At 58.8% G+C, this 21390-nt stretch carries 18 protein-coding genes and 1 pseudogene; 11 read left to right on the forward strand and 8 right to left on the reverse strand.

Annotated features, from left to right (window positions below):
* Window positions 1-22 precede the first annotated feature (22 nt).
* Complete coding sequence (parE, locus tag HCK03_RS03505) at window positions 23-1918, forward strand: DNA topoisomerase IV subunit B (protein WP_041147272.1); 1896 nt, start codon at window positions 23-25, stop codon at window positions 1916-1918.
* A gap of 93 nt (window positions 1919-2011) precedes the next feature.
* On the opposite strand, the gene HCK03_RS03510 is transcribed toward parE, so the two are convergent.
* The 4 genes from HCK03_RS03510 to qseB all read right to left on the reverse strand — a co-directional run bounded on the left by HCK03_RS03510 (window position 2012) and on the right by qseB (window position 5055).
* Window positions 2012-2326 carry a putative quinol monooxygenase gene (locus HCK03_RS03510; protein ID WP_041147271.1) on the reverse strand — a complete coding sequence of 105 codons (315 nt, stop codon included), beginning with the start codon at window positions 2324-2326 and terminating at the stop codon, window positions 2012-2014.
* Window positions 2327-2361: 35 nt separating this feature from the next.
* The gene (locus HCK03_RS03515; protein ID WP_041147270.1) at window positions 2362-2943 is read right to left on the reverse strand and encodes an NAD(P)H-dependent oxidoreductase; all 582 of its coding nucleotides are present in this window, start codon (window positions 2941-2943) and stop codon (window positions 2362-2364) included.
* A 106-nt stretch (window positions 2944-3049) separates the two neighbouring features.
* Window positions 3050-4399, reverse strand: a complete 1350-nt coding sequence (gene qseC, locus HCK03_RS03520; RefSeq protein WP_167691151.1) for a quorum sensing histidine kinase QseC — start codon at window positions 4397-4399, stop codon at window positions 3050-3052.
* A complete protein-coding gene (gene qseB, locus HCK03_RS03525; RefSeq protein WP_115191863.1) occupies window positions 4396-5055 on the reverse strand; it encodes a quorum sensing response regulator transcription factor QseB in 660 nt (219 codons plus the stop codon). Before qseB ends, qseC begins: the two co-directional genes overlap by 4 nt.
* A gap of 151 nt (window positions 5056-5206) precedes the next feature.
* Between qseB and HCK03_RS03530 the strand changes: the two genes are divergently transcribed.
* From HCK03_RS03530 to HCK03_RS03550, 5 genes and pseudogenes are all read left to right on the forward strand, one after another.
* Window positions 5207-5614: a YgiW/YdeI family stress tolerance OB fold protein gene (locus HCK03_RS03530; RefSeq protein ID WP_041147267.1), complete on the forward strand. Its 408-nt coding sequence runs from the start codon at window positions 5207-5209 to the stop codon at window positions 5612-5614.
* A gap of 147 nt (window positions 5615-5761) precedes the next feature.
* Entirely contained in the window at window positions 5762-8020 is a 2259-nt protein-coding gene (gene parC, locus HCK03_RS03535; RefSeq protein ID WP_041147266.1) for a DNA topoisomerase IV subunit A, read from the forward strand.
* A 270-nt stretch (window positions 8021-8290) separates the two neighbouring features.
* Window positions 8291-9028: a 1-acylglycerol-3-phosphate O-acyltransferase gene (plsC, locus tag HCK03_RS03540; protein WP_041147265.1), complete on the forward strand. Its 738-nt coding sequence runs from the start codon at window positions 8291-8293 to the stop codon at window positions 9026-9028.
* Between the two features lie 83 nt (window positions 9029-9111).
* Window positions 9112-10524 (forward strand): cell division protein FtsP, encoded by a 1413-nt coding sequence (gene ftsP, locus HCK03_RS03545; RefSeq protein ID WP_041147264.1) that lies wholly within the window; start codon window positions 9112-9114, stop codon window positions 10522-10524.
* 33 nt (window positions 10525-10557) lie between these two features.
* Window positions 10558-12870, forward strand: a pseudogene (locus HCK03_RS03550) (YgiQ family radical SAM protein).
* 82 nt (window positions 12871-12952) lie between these two features.
* Here the strand turns inward: HCK03_RS03550 and dkgA are convergent.
* Both dkgA and yqhD read right to left on the reverse strand, forming a co-directional pair.
* Window positions 12953-13780 (reverse strand): 2,5-didehydrogluconate reductase DkgA, encoded by an 828-nt coding sequence (gene dkgA, locus HCK03_RS03555; RefSeq protein ID WP_135183952.1) that lies wholly within the window; start codon window positions 13778-13780, stop codon window positions 12953-12955.
* A gap of 145 nt (window positions 13781-13925) precedes the next feature.
* Window positions 13926-15089, reverse strand: coding sequence for an alcohol dehydrogenase (yqhD, locus tag HCK03_RS03560; protein ID WP_167691152.1), 1164 nt, complete (start codon window positions 15087-15089; stop codon window positions 13926-13928).
* 196 nt (window positions 15090-15285) lie between these two features.
* Between yqhD and HCK03_RS03565 the strand changes: the two genes are divergently transcribed.
* Window positions 15286-16185, forward strand: coding sequence for an AraC family transcriptional regulator (locus HCK03_RS03565; RefSeq protein WP_041147260.1), 900 nt, complete (start codon window positions 15286-15288; stop codon window positions 16183-16185).
* A 52-nt stretch (window positions 16186-16237) separates the two neighbouring features.
* Here HCK03_RS03565 and yghB read toward each other — a convergent pair whose 3' ends face one another.
* Together yghB and metC are read right to left on the reverse strand one after the other, a co-directional pair.
* Entirely contained in the window at window positions 16238-16897 is a 660-nt protein-coding gene (gene yghB, locus HCK03_RS03570) for a DedA family general envelope maintenance protein YghB (RefSeq protein ID WP_041147259.1), read from the reverse strand.
* 130 nt (window positions 16898-17027) lie between these two features.
* Window positions 17028-18215 carry a cystathionine beta-lyase gene (gene metC, locus HCK03_RS03575; protein ID WP_115191865.1) on the reverse strand — a complete coding sequence of 396 codons (1188 nt, stop codon included), beginning with the start codon at window positions 18213-18215 and terminating at the stop codon, window positions 17028-17030.
* 249 nt (window positions 18216-18464) lie between these two features.
* Here metC and exbB point away from each other — a divergent pair, with 249 nt between their 5' ends.
* The 4 genes from exbB to yghX all read left to right on the forward strand — a co-directional run bounded on the left by exbB (window position 18465) and on the right by yghX (window position 21384).
* On the forward strand, window positions 18465-19196 hold the full coding sequence (exbB, locus tag HCK03_RS03580; RefSeq protein WP_041147257.1) for a tol-pal system-associated acyl-CoA thioesterase: 732 nt from the start codon (window positions 18465-18467) through the stop codon (window positions 19194-19196).
* Window positions 19197-19202: 6 nt separating this feature from the next.
* Window positions 19203-19628, forward strand: a complete 426-nt coding sequence (gene exbD / locus HCK03_RS03585) for a TonB system transport protein ExbD (RefSeq protein ID WP_041147256.1) — start codon at window positions 19203-19205, stop codon at window positions 19626-19628.
* 141 nt (window positions 19629-19769) lie between these two features.
* Window positions 19770-20264, forward strand: coding sequence for a TIGR00645 family protein (locus HCK03_RS03590; protein WP_041147753.1), 495 nt, complete (start codon window positions 19770-19772; stop codon window positions 20262-20264).
* A gap of 232 nt (window positions 20265-20496) precedes the next feature.
* Window positions 20497-21384, forward strand: coding sequence for a YghX family hydrolase (yghX, locus tag HCK03_RS03595; RefSeq protein ID WP_123551933.1), 888 nt, complete (start codon window positions 20497-20499; stop codon window positions 21382-21384).
* Window positions 21385-21390 lie beyond the last annotated feature (6 nt).

Below are 21390 nucleotides of genomic sequence, written 5' to 3' on the forward strand. Positions count from 1 at the left end.
GGACTACCTACGAATACACACCATGACGCAATCTTCATACAACGCTGATGCCATTGAGGTACTCACCGGGCTAGAGCCGGTTCGCCGCCGCCCGGGAATGTACACCGACACGACACGTCCTAACCATCTTGGTCAGGAAGTTATTGATAACAGTGTGGATGAAGCACTGGGCGGCCACGCCAAACGCGTGGAAGTCATTCTTCATGCCGATCAATCGCTGGAAGTTATCGACGACGGACGAGGAATGCCGGTTGATATCCATCCTGAAGAAGGGGTTCCGGCAGTTGAGCTGATCATGTGTCGGCTGCACGCCGGCGGCAAGTTTTCCGGCAAGAACTACCAGTTCTCCGGCGGCCTGCACGGGGTAGGTATTTCGGTGGTCAACGCCCTGTCGAAGCGCGTTGAGGTTAACGTACGCCGCGACGGCCAGGTCTACAGCATTGCGTTTGAGAACGGCGATAAGGTTGAAGAGCTGCACGTCACCGGCACCTGCGGCAAGCGTAATACCGGTACCAGCGTCCACTTCTGGCCGGATGAAAGCTTCTTCGACAGCCCGCGCTTCTCCGTATCGCGCCTGACCCATTTGCTCAAGGCCAAAGCCGTACTGTGCCCCGGCGTGGAGATCGTCTTCCGTGACCTGGTGAACAACAGCGAGCAGCGCTGGTGCTATGAAGATGGCCTGACGGACTATCTGCGCGAAGCGGTGAACGGCCTGCCGCTGCTGCCGGAACAGCCGTTTGTCGGCAACTTCTCCGGTGAAACCGAAGCGGTCGACTGGGCGCTGCTGTGGCTGCCGGAAGGCGGCGAGCTGCTCACCGAAAGCTACGTCAACCTGATCCCGACCATGCAGGGCGGGACGCACGTTAACGGCCTGCGCCAGGGCCTGCTGGAGGCGATGCGCGAGTTCTGCGAATATCGCAATATTCTGCCGCGCGGCGTCAAGCTCTCGGCGGAGGATATCTGGGATCGCTGCGCCTACGTGCTGTCGGTAAAAATGCAGGATCCGCAGTTCGCCGGCCAGACTAAAGAGCGCCTCTCCTCGCGCCAGTGCGCGGCCTTCGTTTCCGGCGTGGTAAAAGACGCCTTTAGCCTGTGGCTGAACCAGAACGTTCAGGCCGCGGAGCTGCTGGCCGAAATGGCGATTTCCAGCGCCCAGCGCCGGATGCGCGCGGCCAAGAAGGTGGTGCGTAAAAAGCTGACCAGCGGCCCTGCGCTGCCGGGCAAGCTGGCGGACTGTACCGCCCAGGATCTCAACCGTACCGAGCTGTTCCTCGTGGAAGGGGACTCGGCGGGCGGCTCTGCCAAGCAGGCGCGCGATCGTGAGTATCAGGCGATCATGCCGCTGAAGGGCAAGATCCTCAATACCTGGGAGGTCTCCTCCGATGAAGTGCTGGCCTCGCAGGAGGTGCACGATATTTCGGTGGCGATCGGTATCGATCCGGATAGCGATGATTTGAGCCAGCTGCGCTACGGCAAGATCTGTATCCTCGCGGATGCGGACTCCGACGGCCTGCACATCGCCACGCTGCTCTGCGCGCTGTTCGTTAAGCACTTCCGCACGCTGGTCAAGCACGGACACGTCCACGTGGCGCTGCCGCCGCTGTACCGCATTGACCTCGGCAAAGAGGTTTACTACGCGCTGACGGAAGAAGAGAAAGCCGGGGTGCTTGAGCAGCTCAAGCGCAAGAAGGGTAAGCCGAACGTTCAGCGCTTTAAAGGGCTGGGCGAAATGAACCCGATGCAGCTGCGTGAAACCACGCTTGACCCCAATACCCGCCGCCTGGTTCAGCTGATTATCAGCGATGAGGACGAGCAGCAGACCAACGCGATGATGGATATGCTGTTAGCCAAGAAGCGCTCGGAAGATCGCCGCAACTGGCTGCAGGAAAAAGGCGATATGGCGGATATTGAAGCCTGATCCGGCTGACCGCGGTAAGCATACAAAAAAGGGAGCCAGTGGCTCCCTTTTTGCTGGCCGGCATAGCGCAGGCCAGCGGATCTACTTATTGACTTAAACGCCCGGCTGCAGGATGCGAATGCTGGTTTCCAGCACGTCGCCCTTCACCGCTTCGCCGTACGCTTTCATATGCGGGGTTTGCAGGTGCGCTTCGAGATGCGCCACGCTTTCCCACTGCTCAACCATGACGATAGAGTCAGGCGAAGTGGTCTGAAAACTGACGCCAGCGGCGTGGTCAACCAGCGGCGCATAGCCGTGGCAGCCCTCTTCCTGCAAAACCGCAGGAATAATTTTTGCGAACTGATCGAGCACCGCCTGGCGATGGTGCTGGCCCGGGCGGGTGCGAATTTCTGCAATCACTGTCAACATGATGTACTCAACTCCTTCTGTATGTAGATCTTTAGTTAACCAAAAATCTGCGCCAGATGCTTGCGATATTCTGCGATGTAATGCGGAACATCAGGCATTTTAATCACGTCGTTGGCGATAAACGTCGGCAGGGCGGTCATGCCGAGGAACTGATTGGCTTTGTGGAACGGCAGGTAAACGCCGTCGACGCCGACGCCGTGGAAGAACTGCTCTTCATCGGTAAAGGCGTCCATCGGGGCGTTCCAGGTCAGGGAGAGCATGTAGCGCTTGCCCTGAATTAACCCGCCTGAGCCATATTTTTTGCTGGCATCGGAGCGGGTGCGGCCGTCGCTGGCGTACAGCGAGCCGTGGCCTTCGGTGAAGACATCATCGATATACTTTTTCACGGTCCAGGGCGCGCCCATCCACCAGCCCGGCATTTGCCAGATGATGACGTCGGCCCAGAGGAAATTTTGTACTTCTGCTTTAACGTCGTATTCGCTTTCGGCGCGGACGATTTTAACATCATGCCCGGCGTCGCGCAGATACCCATCCGCGACCTCGGTCAGGGTGTCGTTCAGCTGGCCGTTAGAGTGAGCGAATTTTTTCGCTCCGTTGATAATCAGAATGTTGCTCATTTTTTACCCCTGGCGTTTCAATTTTGTCGACTATTTTACCCCGCAGGGCGGGGCGGTAAAATGAGCAAAATGTGCAAAGTCTTTTGCTTTTTTCGCAATAATCACGCTACCAGCCGACCCGCGCTTCAAAGCCGCCGTCGGGAGCATTACCGAAGGTGACGGTCATGCCGTGCAGGGCGGCAATACGCCGGACGATAGACAGCCCCAGTCCGCTGCCCGGCGCATCCTGGCCGGGAGGGCGATAAAAGCGCTCGCCGAGACGCGCCAGCGCTTCGGCGCTGATACCCGGGCCGTTATCGCAAACGCGAAATCCGCGGGCGTCGAGGGTAATATCCACCCGGCTTCCGCGCGGGCTGTAGCGCACGGCGTTATCCAGCAGGTTACGCACCAGCAGGCCAAGCAGCAGCGGCTGACCCACGTGCGTCACCTGCGCGGCATGCGGATGCAGACGCAGCTCGATGCCCGCCTGCTGCGCCGGATGGTACATCTCCATCACCGCCGACTGCAGCAGCTCGTTGATGGCAACGCTATCCACGTCCTCGAGCGCGGCCAGGGAGTCGAGGCGCGACAGGGTCAGGAGCTGATCGACCAGCCGGGTTGCGCGATCGATCCCGACGTGCAGCTGCGCCAGCGCTTTTTCACGCCCCTGAGGGTCGTCCATCGACAGCTGGGCGACCTCGGTTTGCACCTTCAGCGCCGCCAGCGGGCTGCGCAGCTCGTGGGCGGCGTCGGAGGTAAAGCGGCGCTCGCGGATCATGGTGTCGTGAGTTCGGGCAAACAGCTGATTGAGCGCATCGACCAGCGGGCGGACTTCGCTGGGGATACTATCGACGTTAAGCGATTCCGCCGAGTCCGGGGCGCGCAGGCGCAGGGTGCGGGCGAGCCGCTTCAGCGGCGCCAGCTCCCGGCTGAGCAGGACGATCAGCAGCAGGAACATCAGCGGCAGCGCCACCAGCCAGGGGGTGAGCTGGGAGGTGACGATGTCCAGCGCCATCTCCCGGCGATAGTCCCACTCCTGGCCGACGACAATGCGGTAGCGGCCATCGGCGGTGGTGAGCTGCAGGAAGCGCCACTCATCATCATCGTTACGCAGATAGCCGTCGCTGAAGCCTTCCCGCAGCCTATTCCACGGAATATCTTCGCCGTTTTCGCCATCGTGCAGCACCATGTTGCCGTCGGTGGTGAAGATGGCGAAGGCCAGGGCGTCGTCGTCAAGGTGGCCATGCCTGACCTTCTTTTTCACCCGTACCTGCGGGGGAGCGGTATGCAGCTCATCGAAATTCATCGCGCTCAGACGGCGGGCAAACAGCAGCTGCTGGGTATCAAACAGCTTATCCAGCTTATGGGCGGTCTGCTGCCAGGCAATAAACGAGGCTATTCCCCATGCCAGGCTGGTGAGCAGGAAGAAAAGTAGCGTCAGACGAACGCGCAGGCTTAGCCGACCCAGCCGCTTCATGCGTCCCCCAGGGTGTAGCCAATGCCGTGAACGGTGCGAATAAACTCGCTCCCGAGCTTGCGGCGCAGATGGTGCACGTGAACCTCCACGGCGTTGCTTGAGACATCGTCATCCCAGCTATAGAGCTTTTCTTCAATGAGCTTGCGCGGCAGCACGCGCCCGGCGTTACGCATCAGCAGCTCGAGTAGGGCGAACTCTTTGGGCTTTAGCGCCAGCGGCTCCCCGGCGAGGGTGACCGTCAGGCGTCCGGGGTCGAGGGTGACGTTTCCGTGGCGCAGCTCGCTGCTGCTCTGGCCGTGGGCGCGACGGATCAGCGCCTCGAGGCGGGCGGCAACCTCAATAAGGGCGAAAGGCTTACACAGATAGTCATCGGCGCCGAGCCGAAGCCCTTCGACCCGCTGGCTGAGCGCATCGCGCGCGGTGAGGATCAGCACCGGCTCGTGGTGACCTTTATCGCGCCATTCGCGCAGGATATCGAGACCGTCGATGCCGGGCAGCGTCAAATCAAGGATGACCGCGTCATAGGGCGCGGCGTAGAGCGCGGCTTTTCCCTCTTCACCGCGCGTGAACCAGTCGATGCTAAAGCCCATTTTGCTCAGCCCGGCCTTGATGCCGTCGCCGATGAGTTTGTCGTCTTCCACCACTAAAATACGCATTGGCCTGCTCCTGTGGCTCGCGGATGTATGCGCAGTAAAACGCGTTGCGGCGCGTTCTGTACAGCAATAAAATTTCTTTTTTCCGCTTAAGAAGTTGTTAAGTTCTGCCAGGCTTAATAGTGACGATATCAACATAAAGGGAGAACACATCATGAAGAAAATCGCCGCAATTACCGCAATCGTTGCTTTAGTTTCTATGCCGGTGCTGGCCGCCGAGCAGGGTGGTTTTTCCGGCCCTGGCGCCGCGCAAACCAGCCAGACAACCGCGCAAAAAGGCGGCTTTGTCGGCCCGAACGGCAGCGTGACGACGGTGGAGAATGCCAAATCCCTGCGTGACGACACCTGGGTGACCCTGCGCGGTAAAATCGTTGAGCGCATTTCCGACGATCTTTACAAATTCCAGGATGCCTCCGGGACGGTGAATGTCGATATTGACCACAAGCGCTGGAATGGCGTCACCGTCACCCCGAAGGATACGGTCGAAATTCAGGGTGAGGTCGATAAGGACTGGAACTCGGTGGAAATCGACGTGAAGCAGATAAGCAAAGTCGCCCCGTAAAGCCTCTGAGCGGGGCGCCGCTGCCGCTCCGCGTAGCAGAATCCTCAACCGGTCTAACGCCCTGTGACTCAGGGCGTTAGATAGGGTATTATCGCGGGTAGTTTTGCCGTCCGAACGGTCGGTACCCAGATTGAGGATTCACGATTAATGAGCGATATGGCAGAGCGCCTTGCGCTGCATGAATTTACGGAAAACGCCTACCTGAATTATTCCATGTACGTCATCATGGACAGGGCGTTGCCGTTCATTGGCGATGGCCTGAAACCGGTCCAGCGGCGCATCGTTTATGCGATGTCCGAACTGGGTCTGAACGCCACCGCTAAATTCAAAAAATCCGCGCGCACCGTCGGCGACGTGCTGGGTAAATATCACCCGCACGGCGATAGCGCCTGCTATGAGGCGATGGTGCTGATGGCGCAGCCGTTCTCTTACCGCTACCCGCTGGTGGACGGTCAGGGCAACTGGGGCGCCCCGGACGATCCCAAATCCTTCGCCGCGATGCGTTATACCGAATCCCGCCTGTCAAAGTATGCGGAGCTGCTGCTGGGCGAGCTGGGTCAGGGAACCGTTGACTGGGTACCTAACTTTGACGGTACGATGCAGGAGCCGAAAATGCTGCCTGCGCGTTTGCCGAATATTCTGCTCAACGGCACCACCGGTATCGCCGTGGGGATGGCCACCGATATTCCGCCGCACAACCTGCGCGAAGTGGCCAAAGCGGCCATCACCTTGATTGAAAAGCCGCAGACCTCGCTCGACGAACTGCTGGATATCGTTCACGGGCCGGACTACCCCACCGAAGCTGAAATCATCACCCCGCGCGCCGAGATCCGCAAAATCTATCAGAACGGTCGCGGCTCGGTTCGCATGCGTGCGGTGTGGAAAAAAGAGGACGGCGCGGTGGTGATTAGCGCCCTGCCGCATCAGGTTTCCGGCGCCCGCGTGCTGGAGCAAATCGCCGCCCAGATGCGCAATAAAAAGCTGCCGATGGTTGACGATCTGCGCGACGAGTCGGATCACGAAAACCCGACCCGCCTGGTTATCGTCCCGCGCTCTAATCGCGTGGATATGGATCAGGTCATGAACCATCTGTTCGCGACCACCGATCTCGAAAAAAGCTACCGCATCAACCTGAATATGATTGGCCTGGACAACCGTCCGGCGGTCAAAAACCTGCTGGAGATCCTGACGGAGTGGCTCACCTTCCGTCGCGATACCGTCCGTCGCCGCCTGAACTATCGTCTGGAGAAGGTGCTCAAGCGCCTGCACATCCTCGAAGGTTTGCTGGTTGCGTTCCTCAACATCGATGAAGTTATCGAAATCATCCGCCACGAAGATGAGCCCAAGCCGGCCCTGATGTCGCGCTTTGGCATCAGCGAAACGCAGGCGGAAGCAATCCTCGAACTGAAGCTGCGTCATCTCGCCAAACTGGAAGAGATGAAAATCCGCGGCGAGCAGGGCGAGCTGGAAAAAGAGCGCGATCATCTGCAGGCTATTCTGGCGTCCGAGCGCAAGATGAATAACCTGCTGAAGAAAGAGCTGCAGGCCGACGCCGACGCGTTTGGCGACGACCGCCGTTCGCCGCTGCGCGAGCGTGAAGAAGCGAAGGCGATGAGCGAGCACGATATGCTGCCGTCCGAACCGGTGACCATCGTGCTGTCGCAAATGGGCTGGGTGCGCAGCGCCAAAGGCCACGACATTGACGCTCAGGGGCTAAGCTACAAGGCGGGAGACAGCTGGAAGGCGTCGTCGAAGGGCAAGAGCAACCAGCCGGTGGTATTTATCGATACAACCGGACGCAGCTACGCCATCGATCCGATTACCCTGCCGTCGGCCCGCGGCCAGGGCGAGCCGATTACCGGCAAACTCACGCTGCCGCCGGGCGCCAGCGTCGAACATATGCTGATGGAAGGTGACGACCAGAAGCTGCTGATGGCCTCTGACGCCGGCTACGGCTTTGTCTGCACCTTCAACGACCTCGTCGCGCGCAACCGCGCCGGTAAGGCACTGATCTCGCTGCCGGAAAATGCGCGGGTGATGCCGCCGCTGGTGATTGAAAACGAGTCCGACATGCTGCTGGCCATCACCTCTGCCGGACGCATGCTGATGTTCCCGGTCAGCGATCTGCCGCAGCTGTCGAAAGGCAAAGGTAATAAAATCATCAATATTCCGTCTGCGGATGCCGCTTCCGGTCAGGATGGCCTGGCGCACCTGTTCGTGCTGCCGCCGCAGAGTACGCTGACGATCCACGTCGGTAAACGGAAGATCAAGCTGCGTCCGGAAGAGCTGCAAAAAGTCACCGGCGAGCGCGGTCGCCGCGGTTCGCTGATGCGCGGGCTGCAGAAAATCGATCGCGTGGACGTTGATTCGCCTCATCGCGCCTCGGCGGGCGATAGCGAAGAGTAATACGGGCACCCGCCTCCACAGGGAGGCGGGTGTTAACATTTGCCGCCAAATCGTTGTTTATTCGGCCGTTGCGATTAACAATAGACGCAAAATCATTCAAGATATGCCGGGGTAGTCAGTCGCTCCCGGCGTCTTCAACGGGCGAATAACGAATCTGTATCCTGATTAATACCAGCGGCGGTCCGCAAGGGCCGGACAGGGCAGCCTGCGCACAAGCAGCCTGCGGTATAACGGGTATTATTCTCGGCGGTTTGGGTTTTAGAGGTAGCTATGCTATTTATTTTTCGACTAATTATCGTTGTTATTTACTGTATCTTTGTGTGCATATTTGGCTGTATTTACTGCTTGTTCAGCCCGCGTAACCCGAAACACGTGGCGACCTTCGGTCATCTTTTTGGTCGACTCTCTCCGGTATTTGGCCTGAAGGTGGAAACGCGCAAGCCCGCCGGAGCGGAAAGCTACGGCAACGCGATATACATCGCTAATCACCAGAACAACTATGATATGGTGACGGCGGCAAACATCGTGCAGCCGCCTACCGTCACCGTGGGTAAAAAGAGCCTGCTGTGGGTGCCGTTCTTTGGCCTGCTGTACTGGCTGACGGGAAACCTGCTGATCGACCGTAATAACCGGACCAAGGCGCACGGAACCATCGCCCAGGTGGTGGATACGTTTAAAAAACGCAAAATATCTTTTTGGATGTTCCCGGAAGGTACGCGTAGCCGCGGCCGCGGCCTGCTGCCGTTTAAAACCGGCGCTTTTCACGCGGCTATCGCCGCTGGCGTGCCGATTATTCCGGTATGCGTTTCCAATACTTCGAATAAAATTAAGCTCAATCGCCTGAATAACGGCCTGGTGATTGTTGAAATGCTGCCGCCGGTTGATACCAGCGGGTTTGGTAAAGACGGCGTGCGCGCGCTGGCGAAACACTGCCGCGAGCTGATGGCCGCGAAGATTGAAGAGCTGGATCGCGAAGTGGCTGAACGTGAAGCCGCGGGTAAGCAATAAACAGGAAACGCCGCGGTAACGCGAGCCGGTGCTAGCGGGAAATGAATTCCCTTTCTGATTTGTCAGTATTTCATGGAGTTAATATGTCACTCAGTCGGCGTCAGTTTATTAAGGTTTCAGGCGTAGCGCTGTGCGCGGGCGCCGCGCCGCTGAACGCACATGCCGCCGGCCAACAGCCAGCACTGCCGGTTCCTCCGCTGCTGGAGTCCCGCCGCGGCCAGCCGCTGTTTTTAACCCTGCAGCGCGCGCACTGGTCATTTACGCCGGGTACCCGCGCGTCGGTGTGGGGCGTGAACGGCCGCTATCTTGGGCCGACCATTCGCGTATGGAACGGCGATGACGTTAAGCTGATTTACAGCAACCGGCTGACTGAAAACGTCGCCATGACCATCCGCGGCCTGCAGGTTCCCGGCCCGCTGATTGGCGGCGCGGCGCGCATGATGTCGCCGAACGCCGACTGGGCGCCGGTGCTGCCTATCCGCCAGAGCGCCTCCACCCTGTGGTACCAGGCGAATACGCCAAACCATATGGCCCAGCAGGTCTACAACGGCCTGGCGGGGATGTGGCTGGTGGAGGACGAGATCAGCAAAAACCTTCCCATTCCTAACCACTACGGCGTGGATGATTTTCCGGTCATCATCCAGGACAAGCGGCTGGATAACTTCGGCACGCCTGAATACAGCGAGCCGGGCAGCGGCGGCTTCGTCGGCGATACGCTGCTGGTGAATGGCGTACAGGGCCCGTACGTGGAGGTTTCGCGCGGCTGGGTGCGTCTGCGCCTGCTGAACGCCTCTAACTCCCGCCGCTACCAGCTGCAGATGAGCGACGGTCGACTGCTGCACGTTATCTCCGGCGATCAGGGATTTCTGCCGGCGCCGGTCTCGCTGAAGCAGCTCTCTCTGGCTCCCGGCGAGCGGCGTGAGATCCTGGTGGATATGACCAACGGTGATGAGGTGTCGATTACCTGCGGCGAGGCGGCGAGCATCGTCGATCGCATTCGCGGTTTCTTCGAGCCCTCAAGCATCCTGATTTCGACGCTGCTTTTAACCCTGCGCCCAACGGGCCTGCTGCCGCTGGTTACCGACAGCCTGCCGGTGCGCCTGCTGCCGACGGAAATTTTAACCGGCACGCCGATCCGCAGCCGCGACATCTCGCTCGGCGACGATCCGGGAATTAACGGCCAGCTATGGGATCCGCAGCGCATTGATATTACCGCCCAGCAGGGCACCTGGGAGCGCTGGACGGTACGTGCCGACCGGCCGCAGTCGTTCCACATCGAAGGGGTGATGTTCCAGGTGCGCAACGTCAACGGCTCGACGCCGTTCCCGGAGGACCGCGGCTGGAAAGATACCGTCTGGATCGACGGACAGGTGGAGCTGCTGGTGTACTACACGCAGCCGTCGTGGTCGCATTTCCCGTTCCAGTTCCTTAGCCAGACCCTGGAGCTCGCCGACCGCGGCTCGATTGGCCAGATCCTGGTTAACCCGGCGCCGTAACGCCCGCAACCCTAACCGGACAACGGTTAGGGTATGAGAAAATCCTCCTTCATTTCCTGCGTCAATCCGGCTTATAATCGCCGCCCTTTGGTTATTTTTTTATCATTTTTTTTCCCGGAAGCAATATGAGCGCAATATCCCTGATCCAACCGGATCGTGACCTATTTTCCTGGCCGCAGTACTGGGCCGCCTGTTTTGGCCCCGCGCCGTTTTTACCCATGTCACGCGAAGAGATGGATCAACTTGGCTGGGATAGCTGCGACATCATCCTGGTAACCGGCGATGCGTACGTCGATCACCCAAGCTTCGGCATGGCTATCTGCGGCCGCATGCTGGAGGCGCAGGGGTTCCGCGTCGGGATTATTTCCCAACCGGACTGGAACAATAAAGATGACTTTATGCGCCTCGGTAAACCGAACCTGTTCTTCGGCGTCACCGCCGGCAACATGGACTCGATGATCAACCGCTACACCGCCGACCGCAAGCTGCGCCATGACGACGCCTATACCGCAGGCAACGTTGCCGGCAAGCGTCCGGATCGCGCCACCCTGGTCTATACCCAGCGCTGCAAAGAGGCGTGGAAAGACGTCCCGGTTATTCTCGGCGGCATTGAGGCCAGCCTGCGTCGTACCGCGCACTATGACTACTGGTCCGATACCGTGCGCCGCTCGGTGCTGGTTGATTCCAAGGCCGATATGCTGATGTTCGGCAACGGCGAGCGTCCGCTGGTAGAAGTGGCGCACCGTCTGGCCGCCGGCGAGCCGATCGCCCAGATCCGCGACGTGCGCAATACCGCCATCATGGTGAAAGAAGCGCTGCCGGGCTGGAGCGGCGTCGACTCTACCCGCCTCGATACGCCGGGTAAAATTGATCCGATCCCGCATCCGTACGGCGAAGATCTGCCGTGCGCGGATAACAAAACCGTTGAGCCGGCAAAGCAGGAGGTGAAACAGGTCACCGTTCAGCCGCCGCGCCCGAAGCCGTGGGAAAAAACCTACGTTCTGCTGCCGTCCTTTGAGAAGGTCAAAGGGGATAAGGTGCTGTACGCCCACGCGTCGCGCATTCTCCACCATGAAACCAACCCGGGCTGCGCGCGCGCGCTGATGCAAAAGCACGGCGAACGCTATATTTGGGTTAACCCGCCGGCCATTCCGCTGTCGACGGAGGAGATGGACAGCGTGTTTGCGCTGCCGTACAAGCGCGTTCCGCACCCGGCGTACGGCGATAGCCGCATCCCGGCATATGAGATGATCCGCTTCTCTATCAACATTATGCGCGGCTGCTTTGGCGGCTGTTCCTTCTGTTCGATAACCGAGCATGAAGGGCGTATTATTCAGAGCCGTTCCGAAGACTCGATCATTAACGAAATCGAAGCGATTCGCGACACGGTCCCGGGCTTCACCGGGGTCATCTCCGACCTCGGCGGCCCGACGGCCAATATGTATATGCTGCGCTGCAAGTCGCCGCGCGCGGAGCAGACCTGCCGTCGCCTGTCGTGCGTTTATCCGGATATCTGCCCGCATATGGATACCAACCACGAGCCGACGATTAATCTCTACCGCCGCGCCCGCGATCTGAAAGGTATCAAGAAAATCCTCATTGCCTCCGGCGTGCGCTACGACATTGCCGTGGAGGACCCGCGCTACATCAAAGAGCTGGCGACCCACCACGTGGGCGGCTACCTGAAGATTGCCCCTGAGCATACCGAAGAAGGCCCGCTGTCGAAGATGATGAAGCCGGGAATGGGCAGCTACGATCGCTTCAAAGAGCTGTTCGATAGCTACTCAAAACAGGCGGGTAAAGAGCAATATCTGATCCCGTACTTTATCTCCGCGCATCCGGGCACCCGCGATGAAGATATGGTGAACCTGGCGCTGTGGCTGAAGAAAAACCGTTTCCGTCTGGATCAGGTGCAGAACTTCTATCCGTCGCCGCTGGCTAACTCAACCACCATGTATTACACCGGCAAGAACCCGCTGGGCAAGATTGGCTATAAAAGCGAAGACGTGGTGGTACCGAAAGGGGATAAGCAGCGCCGCCTGCATAAAGCGCTGCTGCGCTACCACGATCCGGCAAACTGGGCGCTGATTCGCCAGGCGCTGGAGGCGATGGGCAAAAAGCACCTGATCGGCTCACGCCGCGACTGCCTGGTGCCTGCGCCAACGCTGGACGAGATGCGTGAAGCGCGTCGCCAGAATCGTCATACCCGTCCGGCCTTGACCAAGCATACGCCGGTTGAGCATCAGCGGCAGACGCCGGCCAGCGGAGCGAAAAAACGCGTTCGCTCTGCGTCCCGCTAAAATGAAGTGCCCCGGCAGCGCAAGGCTGGCCGGGGAGATGGAATAAGGGATGAGGTCGCCCGGAGCGGGCGGCCGCTGCGTTACCGTCCGGGATAACCGAAAAACCGCTCTGCGGTCAGGAAGAAAGGTTAGCCGCCAAACTGGTCAGGATCTGGCCCGAGGCGCTTGTTGATATCGAGTTTCGCCATGGCTCCCAGTTCGTCTTTATCAAGACGGAAGTCCCAGACGTTAAAGTTCTCCACGATACGCGAAGGGGTCACCGATTTAGGGATCACCACCAGGCCGTTATCGAGATGCCAGCGGATGACAATCTGCGCCGGCGTTTTGCCGTACTTATCGGCCAGCTCGCGGACGATTTTCTGATCGAATACGCCTTCGCCCCCCTGAGCCAGCGGGCTCCAGGATTCGGTCTGGATTTTATGCGTCGCGTTCCAGGCGTGCAGCTGGCGCTGCTGGAGCAGAGGATGGAGCTCTACCTGATTAATCACCGGCACGACGCCGGTTTCATCAAGCAGCCGCTGCAGGTGGTGGACCTGGAAATTACAGACGCCGATGCTTTTGGCCAGCCCCTGTTTTTGGAGCTCAATCATGCCCTTCCAGGCTTCAACAAAATGGTCGATCGCCGGAACCGGCCAGTGCATTAAATAGAGATCGACGTAGTCGAGCTGCAGCTTGCTCAGGCTCTCCTGCAGGGCTTCATGCGGACGTTTTTGATCGTCGTTCCAGAGCTTGGTGGTGATAAACAGCTCATCGCGAGAGACGCCAGCCTGGCTCAGCGCGCTGCCGACGCCGGCTTCGTTTTGGTACGCGGCGGCGGTGTCAAAAGAGCGATAACCGACTTCCAGCGCCTTGTGAATGGCGGAGACGACCTCCTCGTTGCCTGCTTTCCACACGCCGAGACCCAGCTGTGGCATCAGGTTGCCGTCGTGCAGTTTTATCACGGTTGGATGTGTCATGCCTTCCTCCTGTTAATGAAACTTAGCGGGGTACATTTCGCTAAGGGGTAGCATTAAGTCTGGACGAAATAGCTAAAAACGGTAGTTAAACTCCTCTCCTTCGCATTCGATGACGCGAAGGAGAGGGCGTATCAGCAGGGGAAAATCAGCGTGCAGCCTCGTAAATACGGCGGCTGACGTCGAGAGTGATATCCTGGTTTTCACCGAGCTGAGTCATGCCGTGCTCTTCCAGTTTAGCCAACAGCGCCGGGATAGAGCTACCGTCAAGACCGTAGCCGCTCAGGCGAGTCGGCACGCCGAGCTGCTCGAAGAAATTGCGCGTTGCGGCGATGGCCGCGTCGATGCGCTCATCTTCAGAACCTTCGGTAATATTCCACACGCGGGCGGCGTACTGCAGCAGCTTAGCGCGTTTGGTGTCGCGTTTTTCATTCCACAGCACCGGCAGAACGATGGCCAGGGTCTGGGCATGGTCAAGGCCGTGCATGGCGGTCAGCTCATGTCCCAGCATATGCGTTGCCCAGTCCTGCGGCACGCCGGCGCCAATCAGGCCGTTTAACGCCTGGGTCGCCGCCCACATAATGTTGGCGCGAACGTCGTAGTTTTCCGGCTCTTGCAGCGCTTTCGGGCCATCTTCAATCAGGGTCAGCAGAATGCCTTCGGCAAAGCGGTCCTGGATTTTGCCATCAACCGGGTAGGTCACGTACTGCTCCACGGTATGGACAAATGCGTCAACCACGCCGTTAGCAACCTGACGCGGCGGCAGGGTGTAGGTGTAAACCGGATCGAGGATCGCAAACACCGGCTGCACGTGGGAGGACATAAAGGCGCGCTTGTCGCCGGTGGTTTTACGCGACACGACGGCGCCTTTATTGGACTCGGAGCCGGTCGCCGGCAGCGTCAGCACGGAGCCCATTGGAATGGCGCTTTTGACGTTTTGACCGTAGGTTTCGAGAATTTCCCACGGATCGACGCTTTCATCATAGTGCGCGGCTGCGGCGATAAACTTCGTGCCGTCGAGCACCGAACCGCCGCCGACGGCCAGCAGGAAGGTGATCTGCTGTTCACGGGCAATTTTGACCGCGTTCATCAGCGTTTCGTAGGATGGGTTCGGTTCAATACCGCCGAATTCCAGCACTTCAAAATCGCTCAGCGCGCTCAGGGCCTGATCCAGGACGCCGGTTTTTTTCACGCTGCCGCCGCCGTAGGTGACCAGAATGCGGGCCCCTGCCGGGATTTGATCGCGCAGGTTTTCGATGGTGCCTTTACCAAACAGGATACGGGTTGGGGTATACAGATCGAAATTATTCATTGCTCATGACCTCAATAAGAGAAAACTGCCGGCGGAGAAGATATCCCGGCCAGATGACGAACATTGTGGTCCTGTCATCCGTTCCCCTCAATGCACATTCCTGCCGATGTCTTGCCCATTTCTCCGTAGGGCTGGAGAAAAGGCAGCGGAGTGCGCACAATAGAGACGTGGAAAAACGACTGGAGAGTCACCGTAAATGAAGCGTGCCCAGATATGTCAGCTGCTAACGGAAAAGGTTAACAAGCTGAAAGATAACGAAGAAAACCTCAGCGAGCTGCTGCCTGATATTCGGTTATTGTACGGCACGCAGCCGGGGACGCGCACGCCGGTGATGTACCAGCCCGGCATCGTTTTTCTCTTTTCCGGTCATAAAATTGGTTACATTAATGAACGGACTTTTCGTTACGACACCAACGAATATCTGCTGCTGACGGTACCCCTGCCGTTTGAGTGTGAGACCTTCGCGACGCCGGAGGTTCCGCTGGCGGGGCTGCGGCTGAACGTTGATATTCTGCAGCTGCAGGAGCTGCTGATGGATATTGGCGAGGATGAGCGCTTCCAGCCGGCGGTGGCGTCGAGCGGGATTAACTCGGCGGCACTCTCTGAGGAGATTTTGTGCGCCGCTGAACGGCTGCTGGACGTGATGGAGCGGCCGCTGGATGCGCGCATCCTGGGCAAGCAGATTATTCGCGAGATGCTCTACTACGTGCTGACCGGGCCGTGCGGCGGGGCGCTGCTGGCGCTGGTCAGCCGGCAAACGCACTTCAGCCTGATTAGCCGCGTTCTCAAGCGCATTGAAAGCCAGTACACCGAGAACCTGAGCGTCGATCAGCTGGCGGCGGAGGCCAACATGAGCGTCTCGGCGTTTCATCACAATTTTAAATCGGTCACCAGCACCTCGCCGCTGCAGTATCTGAAAAGCTATCGTCTGCATAAGGCGCGGATGCTGATGATCCACGACGGGATGAAGGCCAGCGCGGCGGCGATGCGCGTGGGCTACGAAAGCGCGTCGCAGTTCAGCCGGGAGTTTAAGCGCTATTTTGGCATGACGCCGGGCGAAGACGCGGCGCGGATCAGAACGATTCAGGGGATCTAACGGGAAATGCCCGCTTCGGGAAGGCGCGCTGGCGCCCTCCCGGGAAGGTCAATCAGGCGCTGCAGAACTTTTTCTTAATGACCACCACCAGCGTACCCAGCAGCCCGGCAACCAGCAGAGCGATAGGCAGGATCATCAGGCAGGTCATCACCTGATCTTCGTGGCGCTTGACGAAAGGGATCATGCTGAGCGCATATCCGAGCCCGGTGACCACGCCGACCCACAGCAGCGCGCTGAGCCAGTTGAAGAACTGGAAGCGGCGGTTGGAGAGCCCGGAAATACCGGCCATTGTTGGCAGCAGGGTGCGAACGAAGGCCAGGAAGCGCCCGGCCAGCAGGGCCAGCAGCCCGTGCTTATCGAACATGCAGGTCGCGCGCTGATGATATTTCTGCGGCAGATGGGCAAGCCAGCCCTTAACGGTCTCGGTGTTGCCGAGCCAGCGCCCCTGAATATAGCTCAGCCAGCAGCCGAGGCTGGCCGCCGCGGTCAGAATGGCGAGGGTGGGCACAAAGTCCATGACGCCTTTCGCAATCAGCGCGCCGGCGAGCAGCAGCAGGCTGTCCCCGGGTAAAAACGAGGCCGGCAGCAGACCGTTCTCGAGAAACAGGGTCGCGAACATGACCAGATATACAACGCCCACAACGTGAGGGTTCGCCAATGCGGCAAAATCATGTTGCCAGAGCGCGGCGACAATCTCTTGGATAACAACCATGGACTTTCCTAAGTGGTACCGTATTTTTGACTAGTGTACTCCTGAAGAGCCCCGAACACCTTGATCCCGGGCGCAACAAAAGCGGCCGCCTCTAACAGAACGTCCGCAATTATTGCCACTGGCCGTCACTTTACACGATACGCGCGAAGCCCGCCGCTAAATCCGCCAGCAGATCGTCAACATTTTCTAAACCGATATGGACGCGAATCAGCGTGCCGCTGAAATCGACTTCCGCCTCGGGGCGGATGGCAGCGATGTGCTCCGGCTGGTTAGCCAGGATCAGTGATTCGAAACCGCCCCAGGAGTAGGCCATGCTGAACAGGCTGAAGTTGTCCAGATAAGTGGACAGCTCGGCGTCGTTCAGCCGCTTATTGAGAATAAACGAGAACAGGCCGCTGCTGCCGGTAAAGTCGCGCTTCCAGAACTCATGCCCTTTGCTGCCCGGCAGCGCGGGATGGTTGACCCGCGCCACCTGCGGATGCTGCGCCAGCCATTCGGCGATGCGCAGGCTGCTCTCGTGGTGCTGACGCAGGCGCACGCCGAGGGTGCGCAGGCCGCGGCTGGTCATATAGGCGGTATCCGCGTCGAGCATCTGCCCCATCAGATAGGCGTTCTCACGCAGCTGGTCCCAGCAGCGCGCGTTGGCAACCGCGGTGCCGACCATCGCATCGGAGTGGCCAATCAGGTATTTGGTCCCGGCCTGAATCGAGATATCGACGCCAAAATCCAGCGCCCTGAACAGCACGCCGGCCGCCCAGGTGTTGTCGATCATGATGATTGCCTCCGGGGCAACGCTGCGCACGGCCGCGACGATCGCCGGAACGTCGTGGACCTCCATAGTGATTGAACCCGGAGACTCGAGAAACACCACGCGGGTATTCGGCTGGACCAGACGGGCGATATCGGCGCCAATCAGCGGATCGAACCAGCCGGTGCTCACGCCGAGCCTGGCAAGCACCTTGGTACTGAAGTCCTGGCTCGGCTCATAGGCGGTGTTGGTCATCAGAACGTGGTCGCCCTGCTCAACAAACGCCAGAATCGTATTGGCCACCGCCGCCGCACCGCAGGGGAACAGGGCGCAGCCGGCGCCGCCTTCCAGCTCGCACATGGCTTCCTGCAGCGAGAAGTGGGTCAGCGTGCCGCGGCGGCCGTAAAACAGCTCGCCCTTCGCCCGGTTGCGGGTGGCATGTTTCTTATCTTCGACGGTGTCGAACACCAGCGACGAAGCGCGCTGAATCACGCTGTTTACCGATCCGAGGGTATATTTTTTACTGCGTCCGGCGTGGACCAGAGCGGTATCAAGATGTTTGTCAGCCATGTTTTTTGCCTGTTTTTATACGTCTGGACGTCTAAACTAGCATGAATACCCGGAGCTGTACCGGCTAACGACGGATACAGGCAAAAATTTTACCAAATCCCCCGGCTGCCGCTTTTTTACTGCGTAAGCGCAAGGAAAATAAACGTGATTTGCTGCACAGTGTAAATACTAATGAGAACCACTATCAATTCGATGCCGTTTTGATATTATTATGCTCAGATTTTGTGATTTACGTCCTGGAGACTCAGAGTGGGTAATAATTTGATGCAGGCGGATCTTTCCGTTTGGGGTATGTATCATCATGCCGATATTGTCGTTAAGGTCGTGATGATTGGCCTGATTCTGGCGTCGATAGTCACATGGGCTATCTTCTTCGGCAAGGGTGCTGAAATCCTCTCCAGCAAGCGCCGCCTCAAGCGCGAACAGCAGCTTCTCGGCGAAGCGCGCTCCCTCGACCAGGCCAGCGACATCGCCAACGCTTTCGATCCTAAAAGCCTGAGCACGCAGCTTATCAACGAAGCGCAGAACGAGCTCGAGCTGTCGGCTGGCGTCGAAGATAACGAAGGCATTAAAGAGCGTACCGGTTTCCGCCTTGAGCGCCGCGTGGCGTTTGTAGGTCGCTATATGGGCCGCGGAAACGGCTACCTGGCGACCATCGGCGCCATCTCCCCGTTCGTCGGCCTGTTTGGTACCGTCTGGGGCATCATGAACAGCTTTATCGGCATCGCCCAGACTCAGACCACCAACCTCGCGGTTGTCGCACCGGGCATCGCGGAAGCGCTGCTGGCAACGGCTATCGGCCTGTTTGCCGCTATCCCGGCGGTAGTTATCTATAACATCTTCGCCCGTATGATCGGCAGCTACAAAGCCACTCTCGGCGACGTCGCCGCCCAGGTATTGCTGCTGCAAAGCCGCGATCTGGACCTGAGTGCCAGCGGCTCTTCGCCGGTACGTACCGCGCAGAAATTACGAGTAGGTTGATGCTTTATGGCGATGCATTTTAACGAAAACCTCGATGATAACGGCGAAATGCACGATATTAACGTGACGCCGTTTATCGACGTCATGCTCGTGCTGCTGATTATCTTTATGGTGGCCGCTCCGCTGGCGACGGTTGATGTGAAGGTCAACCTGCCCGCCTCCTCCAGCCAGCCGCAGCCGCGTCCGGAAAAGCCGATCTATCTGTCGGTGAAGGCGGATAAAACGATGTTCCTCGGCAACGATCCGGTGACCGAAGAGAGCATGATTAACGCGCTGAATACCCTGACTGAAGGTAAGAAAGACACCACCGTCTTCTTCCGCGCCGATAAAACCGTGGACTACGAGACGATGATGAAAGTCATGGATACCCTGCACCAGGCGGGCTATCTGAAGATTGGTCTGGTGGGCGAAGAGACCGTTAAAGCGCAGTAGCCCTCACCAACATCTCCCCAGGAGGCTGGCCTTGTGCCGGCCTTTTTTATCTCTGTCGATCCGCAGCGCTGAGCGGATGTTGCAATCACGCTGGCGGGTTGCGATATAATGCCGATCGTTTTTTTTAACTTACAGGGTCTTATGGAACGCTTTCTGGAAAATGCCATGTACGCCTCACGCTGGCTGCTGGCACCGGTTTATTTTGGTCTCTCTCTGGGACTGGTGGCGCTGTCGATCAAATTTTTTCAGGAGATCCTCCACATCCTGCCGCATATCTTTAGCGTAGGGGAGTCGGACCTGATCCTGACCCTGCTGTCGCTGGTGGATATGACGCTGGTCGGCGGCCTGCTGGTAATGGTGATGTTCTCGGGGTATGAAAACTTTGTCTCTCAGCTGGATATCAACGAGGGCAAAGAGAAGCTCAGCTGGCTGGGAAAAATGGACGCCACTTCGCTGAAAAACAAGGTTGCGGCCTCCATCGTTGCGATCTCCTCGATCCACCTGCTGCGGGTGTTTATGGATGCCAAAAACGTGCCGGACAATAAGCTGATGTGGTACGTCATTATCCACCTGACCTTCGTGCTGTCGGCGTTTGTGATGGGCTATCTCGATCGCCTGACCAAAGTTAAGCACTAGTTCCTGCCTGCCCGGCAGCGTTTAGCTACCGGGCGAGCGGTTTGCCTCTCTGACGAAGTCTGCCACATATTCAGCTGACCAACCGCCGCGTGCTGGCCGCTCTGCGCCAGCTCTCCCAGCACCCTCTGCGCCAGGCCACGATCCCGCTTCTTTTACCGACCCTCGCGGGATTTCTGGCGTCCCGGCGAGCTTATGCTTTGCTTAAAGGGCCTTCACTAACGGAGAACACGCGATGACGCGACTGACGGCCAAAGATTTCCCGCAACAGCTGCTCGAGTACTACGACTACTATGCCCACGGTAAAATCAGCAAACGTGAGTTTCTCCAGCTGGCGGGGAAATATGCCGTCGGCGGAATGACCGCGCTGGCGCTGTTTAACCTGCTGAAACCCAACTATGCCCTGGCGGAGCAGGTGACGTTTACCGACCCGGATATCCGCCCGGAGTATATTCACTATCCCTCTCCCGACGGTCATGGCGAGGTGCGCGCATACCTGGTGACGCCGACGAAGATCGCCGACAAAGCCGCGGCGGTGGTGGTGGTGCATGAGAACCGCGGCCTCAATCCCTATATTGAAGACGTTGCCCGGCGGGTGGCGAAGGCGGGCTACATCGCCCTGGCGCCGGACGGCCTGAGCTCCGTCGGCGGCTATCCCGGCAATGATGATGAGGGGAGAGAGCTGCAGCAGAAAGTCGATCCCGTGAAGCTGATGAACGACTTTTTTGCCGCGATCGCGTTTATGGCGAAGCATCCGCAGGCGACGGGAAAAGTCGGCATCACCGGCTTTTGCTACGGCGGAGGCGTCAGCAACGCCGCCGCGGTGGCTACCCCGGAGCTAGCCTGCGCGGTACCGTTCTACGGCCGGCAGCCGCCGCTCAACGAAGTCGCCAGGATTCAGGCGCCGCTGCTGCTGCACTACGCCGGTCTCGATAGCGGCATCAACCAGGGCTGGCCGGCCTATGAAGAGGCGCTGAAAGCGCAGCATAAGGTCTATGAGGCCTATATTTATCAGGGCGTTAATCACGGGTTTCATAATGACTCCACGCCGCGCTATGACCGGGAAGCGGCGGAGCTGGCGTGGCAGAGAACCCTGGCCTGGTTTGAGAAGTATTTACGCTAGCGTCAT

It is taken from the genome of Klebsiella terrigena, assembly GCF_012029655.1.
Taxonomy (GTDB): Bacteria; Pseudomonadota; Gammaproteobacteria; order Enterobacterales; family Enterobacteriaceae; genus Klebsiella; species Klebsiella terrigena.

Bases quoted from the DNA above. Each gene is read 5' to 3' on its own strand.
- parE (WP_041147272.1), top strand. From the start codon at position 23: ATGACGCAATCTTCATACAACGCTGATGCCATTGAGGTACTCACCGGG.
- HCK03_RS03510 (WP_041147271.1), bottom strand. From the start codon at position 2,326: ATGTTGACAGTGATTGCAGAAATTCGCACCCGCCCGGGCCAGCACCAT.
- HCK03_RS03515 (WP_041147270.1), bottom strand. From the start codon at position 2,943: ATGAGCAACATTCTGATTATCAACGGAGCGAAAAAATTCGCTCACTCT.
- qseC (WP_167691151.1), bottom strand. From the start codon at position 4,399: ATGAAGCGGCTGGGTCGGCTAAGCCTGCGCGTTCGTCTGACGCTACTT.
- qseB (WP_115191863.1), bottom strand. From the start codon at position 5,055: ATGCGTATTTTAGTGGTGGAAGACGACAAACTCATCGGCGACGGCATC.
- HCK03_RS03530 (WP_041147267.1), top strand. From the start codon at position 5,207: ATGAAGAAAATCGCCGCAATTACCGCAATCGTTGCTTTAGTTTCTATG.
- parC (WP_041147266.1), top strand. From the start codon at position 5,762: ATGAGCGATATGGCAGAGCGCCTTGCGCTGCATGAATTTACGGAAAAC.
- plsC (WP_041147265.1), top strand. From the start codon at position 8,291: ATGCTATTTATTTTTCGACTAATTATCGTTGTTATTTACTGTATCTTT.
- ftsP (WP_041147264.1), top strand. From the start codon at position 9,112: ATGTCACTCAGTCGGCGTCAGTTTATTAAGGTTTCAGGCGTAGCGCTG.
- dkgA (WP_135183952.1), bottom strand. From the start codon at position 13,780: ATGACACATCCAACCGTGATAAAACTGCACGACGGCAACCTGATGCCA.
- yqhD (WP_167691152.1), bottom strand. From the start codon at position 15,089: ATGAATAATTTCGATCTGTATACCCCAACCCGTATCCTGTTTGGTAAA.
- HCK03_RS03565 (WP_041147260.1), top strand. From the start codon at position 15,286: ATGAAGCGTGCCCAGATATGTCAGCTGCTAACGGAAAAGGTTAACAAG.
- yghB (WP_041147259.1), bottom strand. From the start codon at position 16,897: ATGGTTGTTATCCAAGAGATTGTCGCCGCGCTCTGGCAACATGATTTT.
- metC (WP_115191865.1), bottom strand. From the start codon at position 18,215: ATGGCTGACAAACATCTTGATACCGCTCTGGTCCACGCCGGACGCAGT.
- exbD (WP_041147256.1), top strand. From the start codon at position 19,203: ATGGCGATGCATTTTAACGAAAACCTCGATGATAACGGCGAAATGCAC.
- HCK03_RS03590 (WP_041147753.1), top strand. From the start codon at position 19,770: ATGGAACGCTTTCTGGAAAATGCCATGTACGCCTCACGCTGGCTGCTG.
- yghX (WP_123551933.1), top strand. From the start codon at position 20,497: ATGACGCGACTGACGGCCAAAGATTTCCCGCAACAGCTGCTCGAGTAC.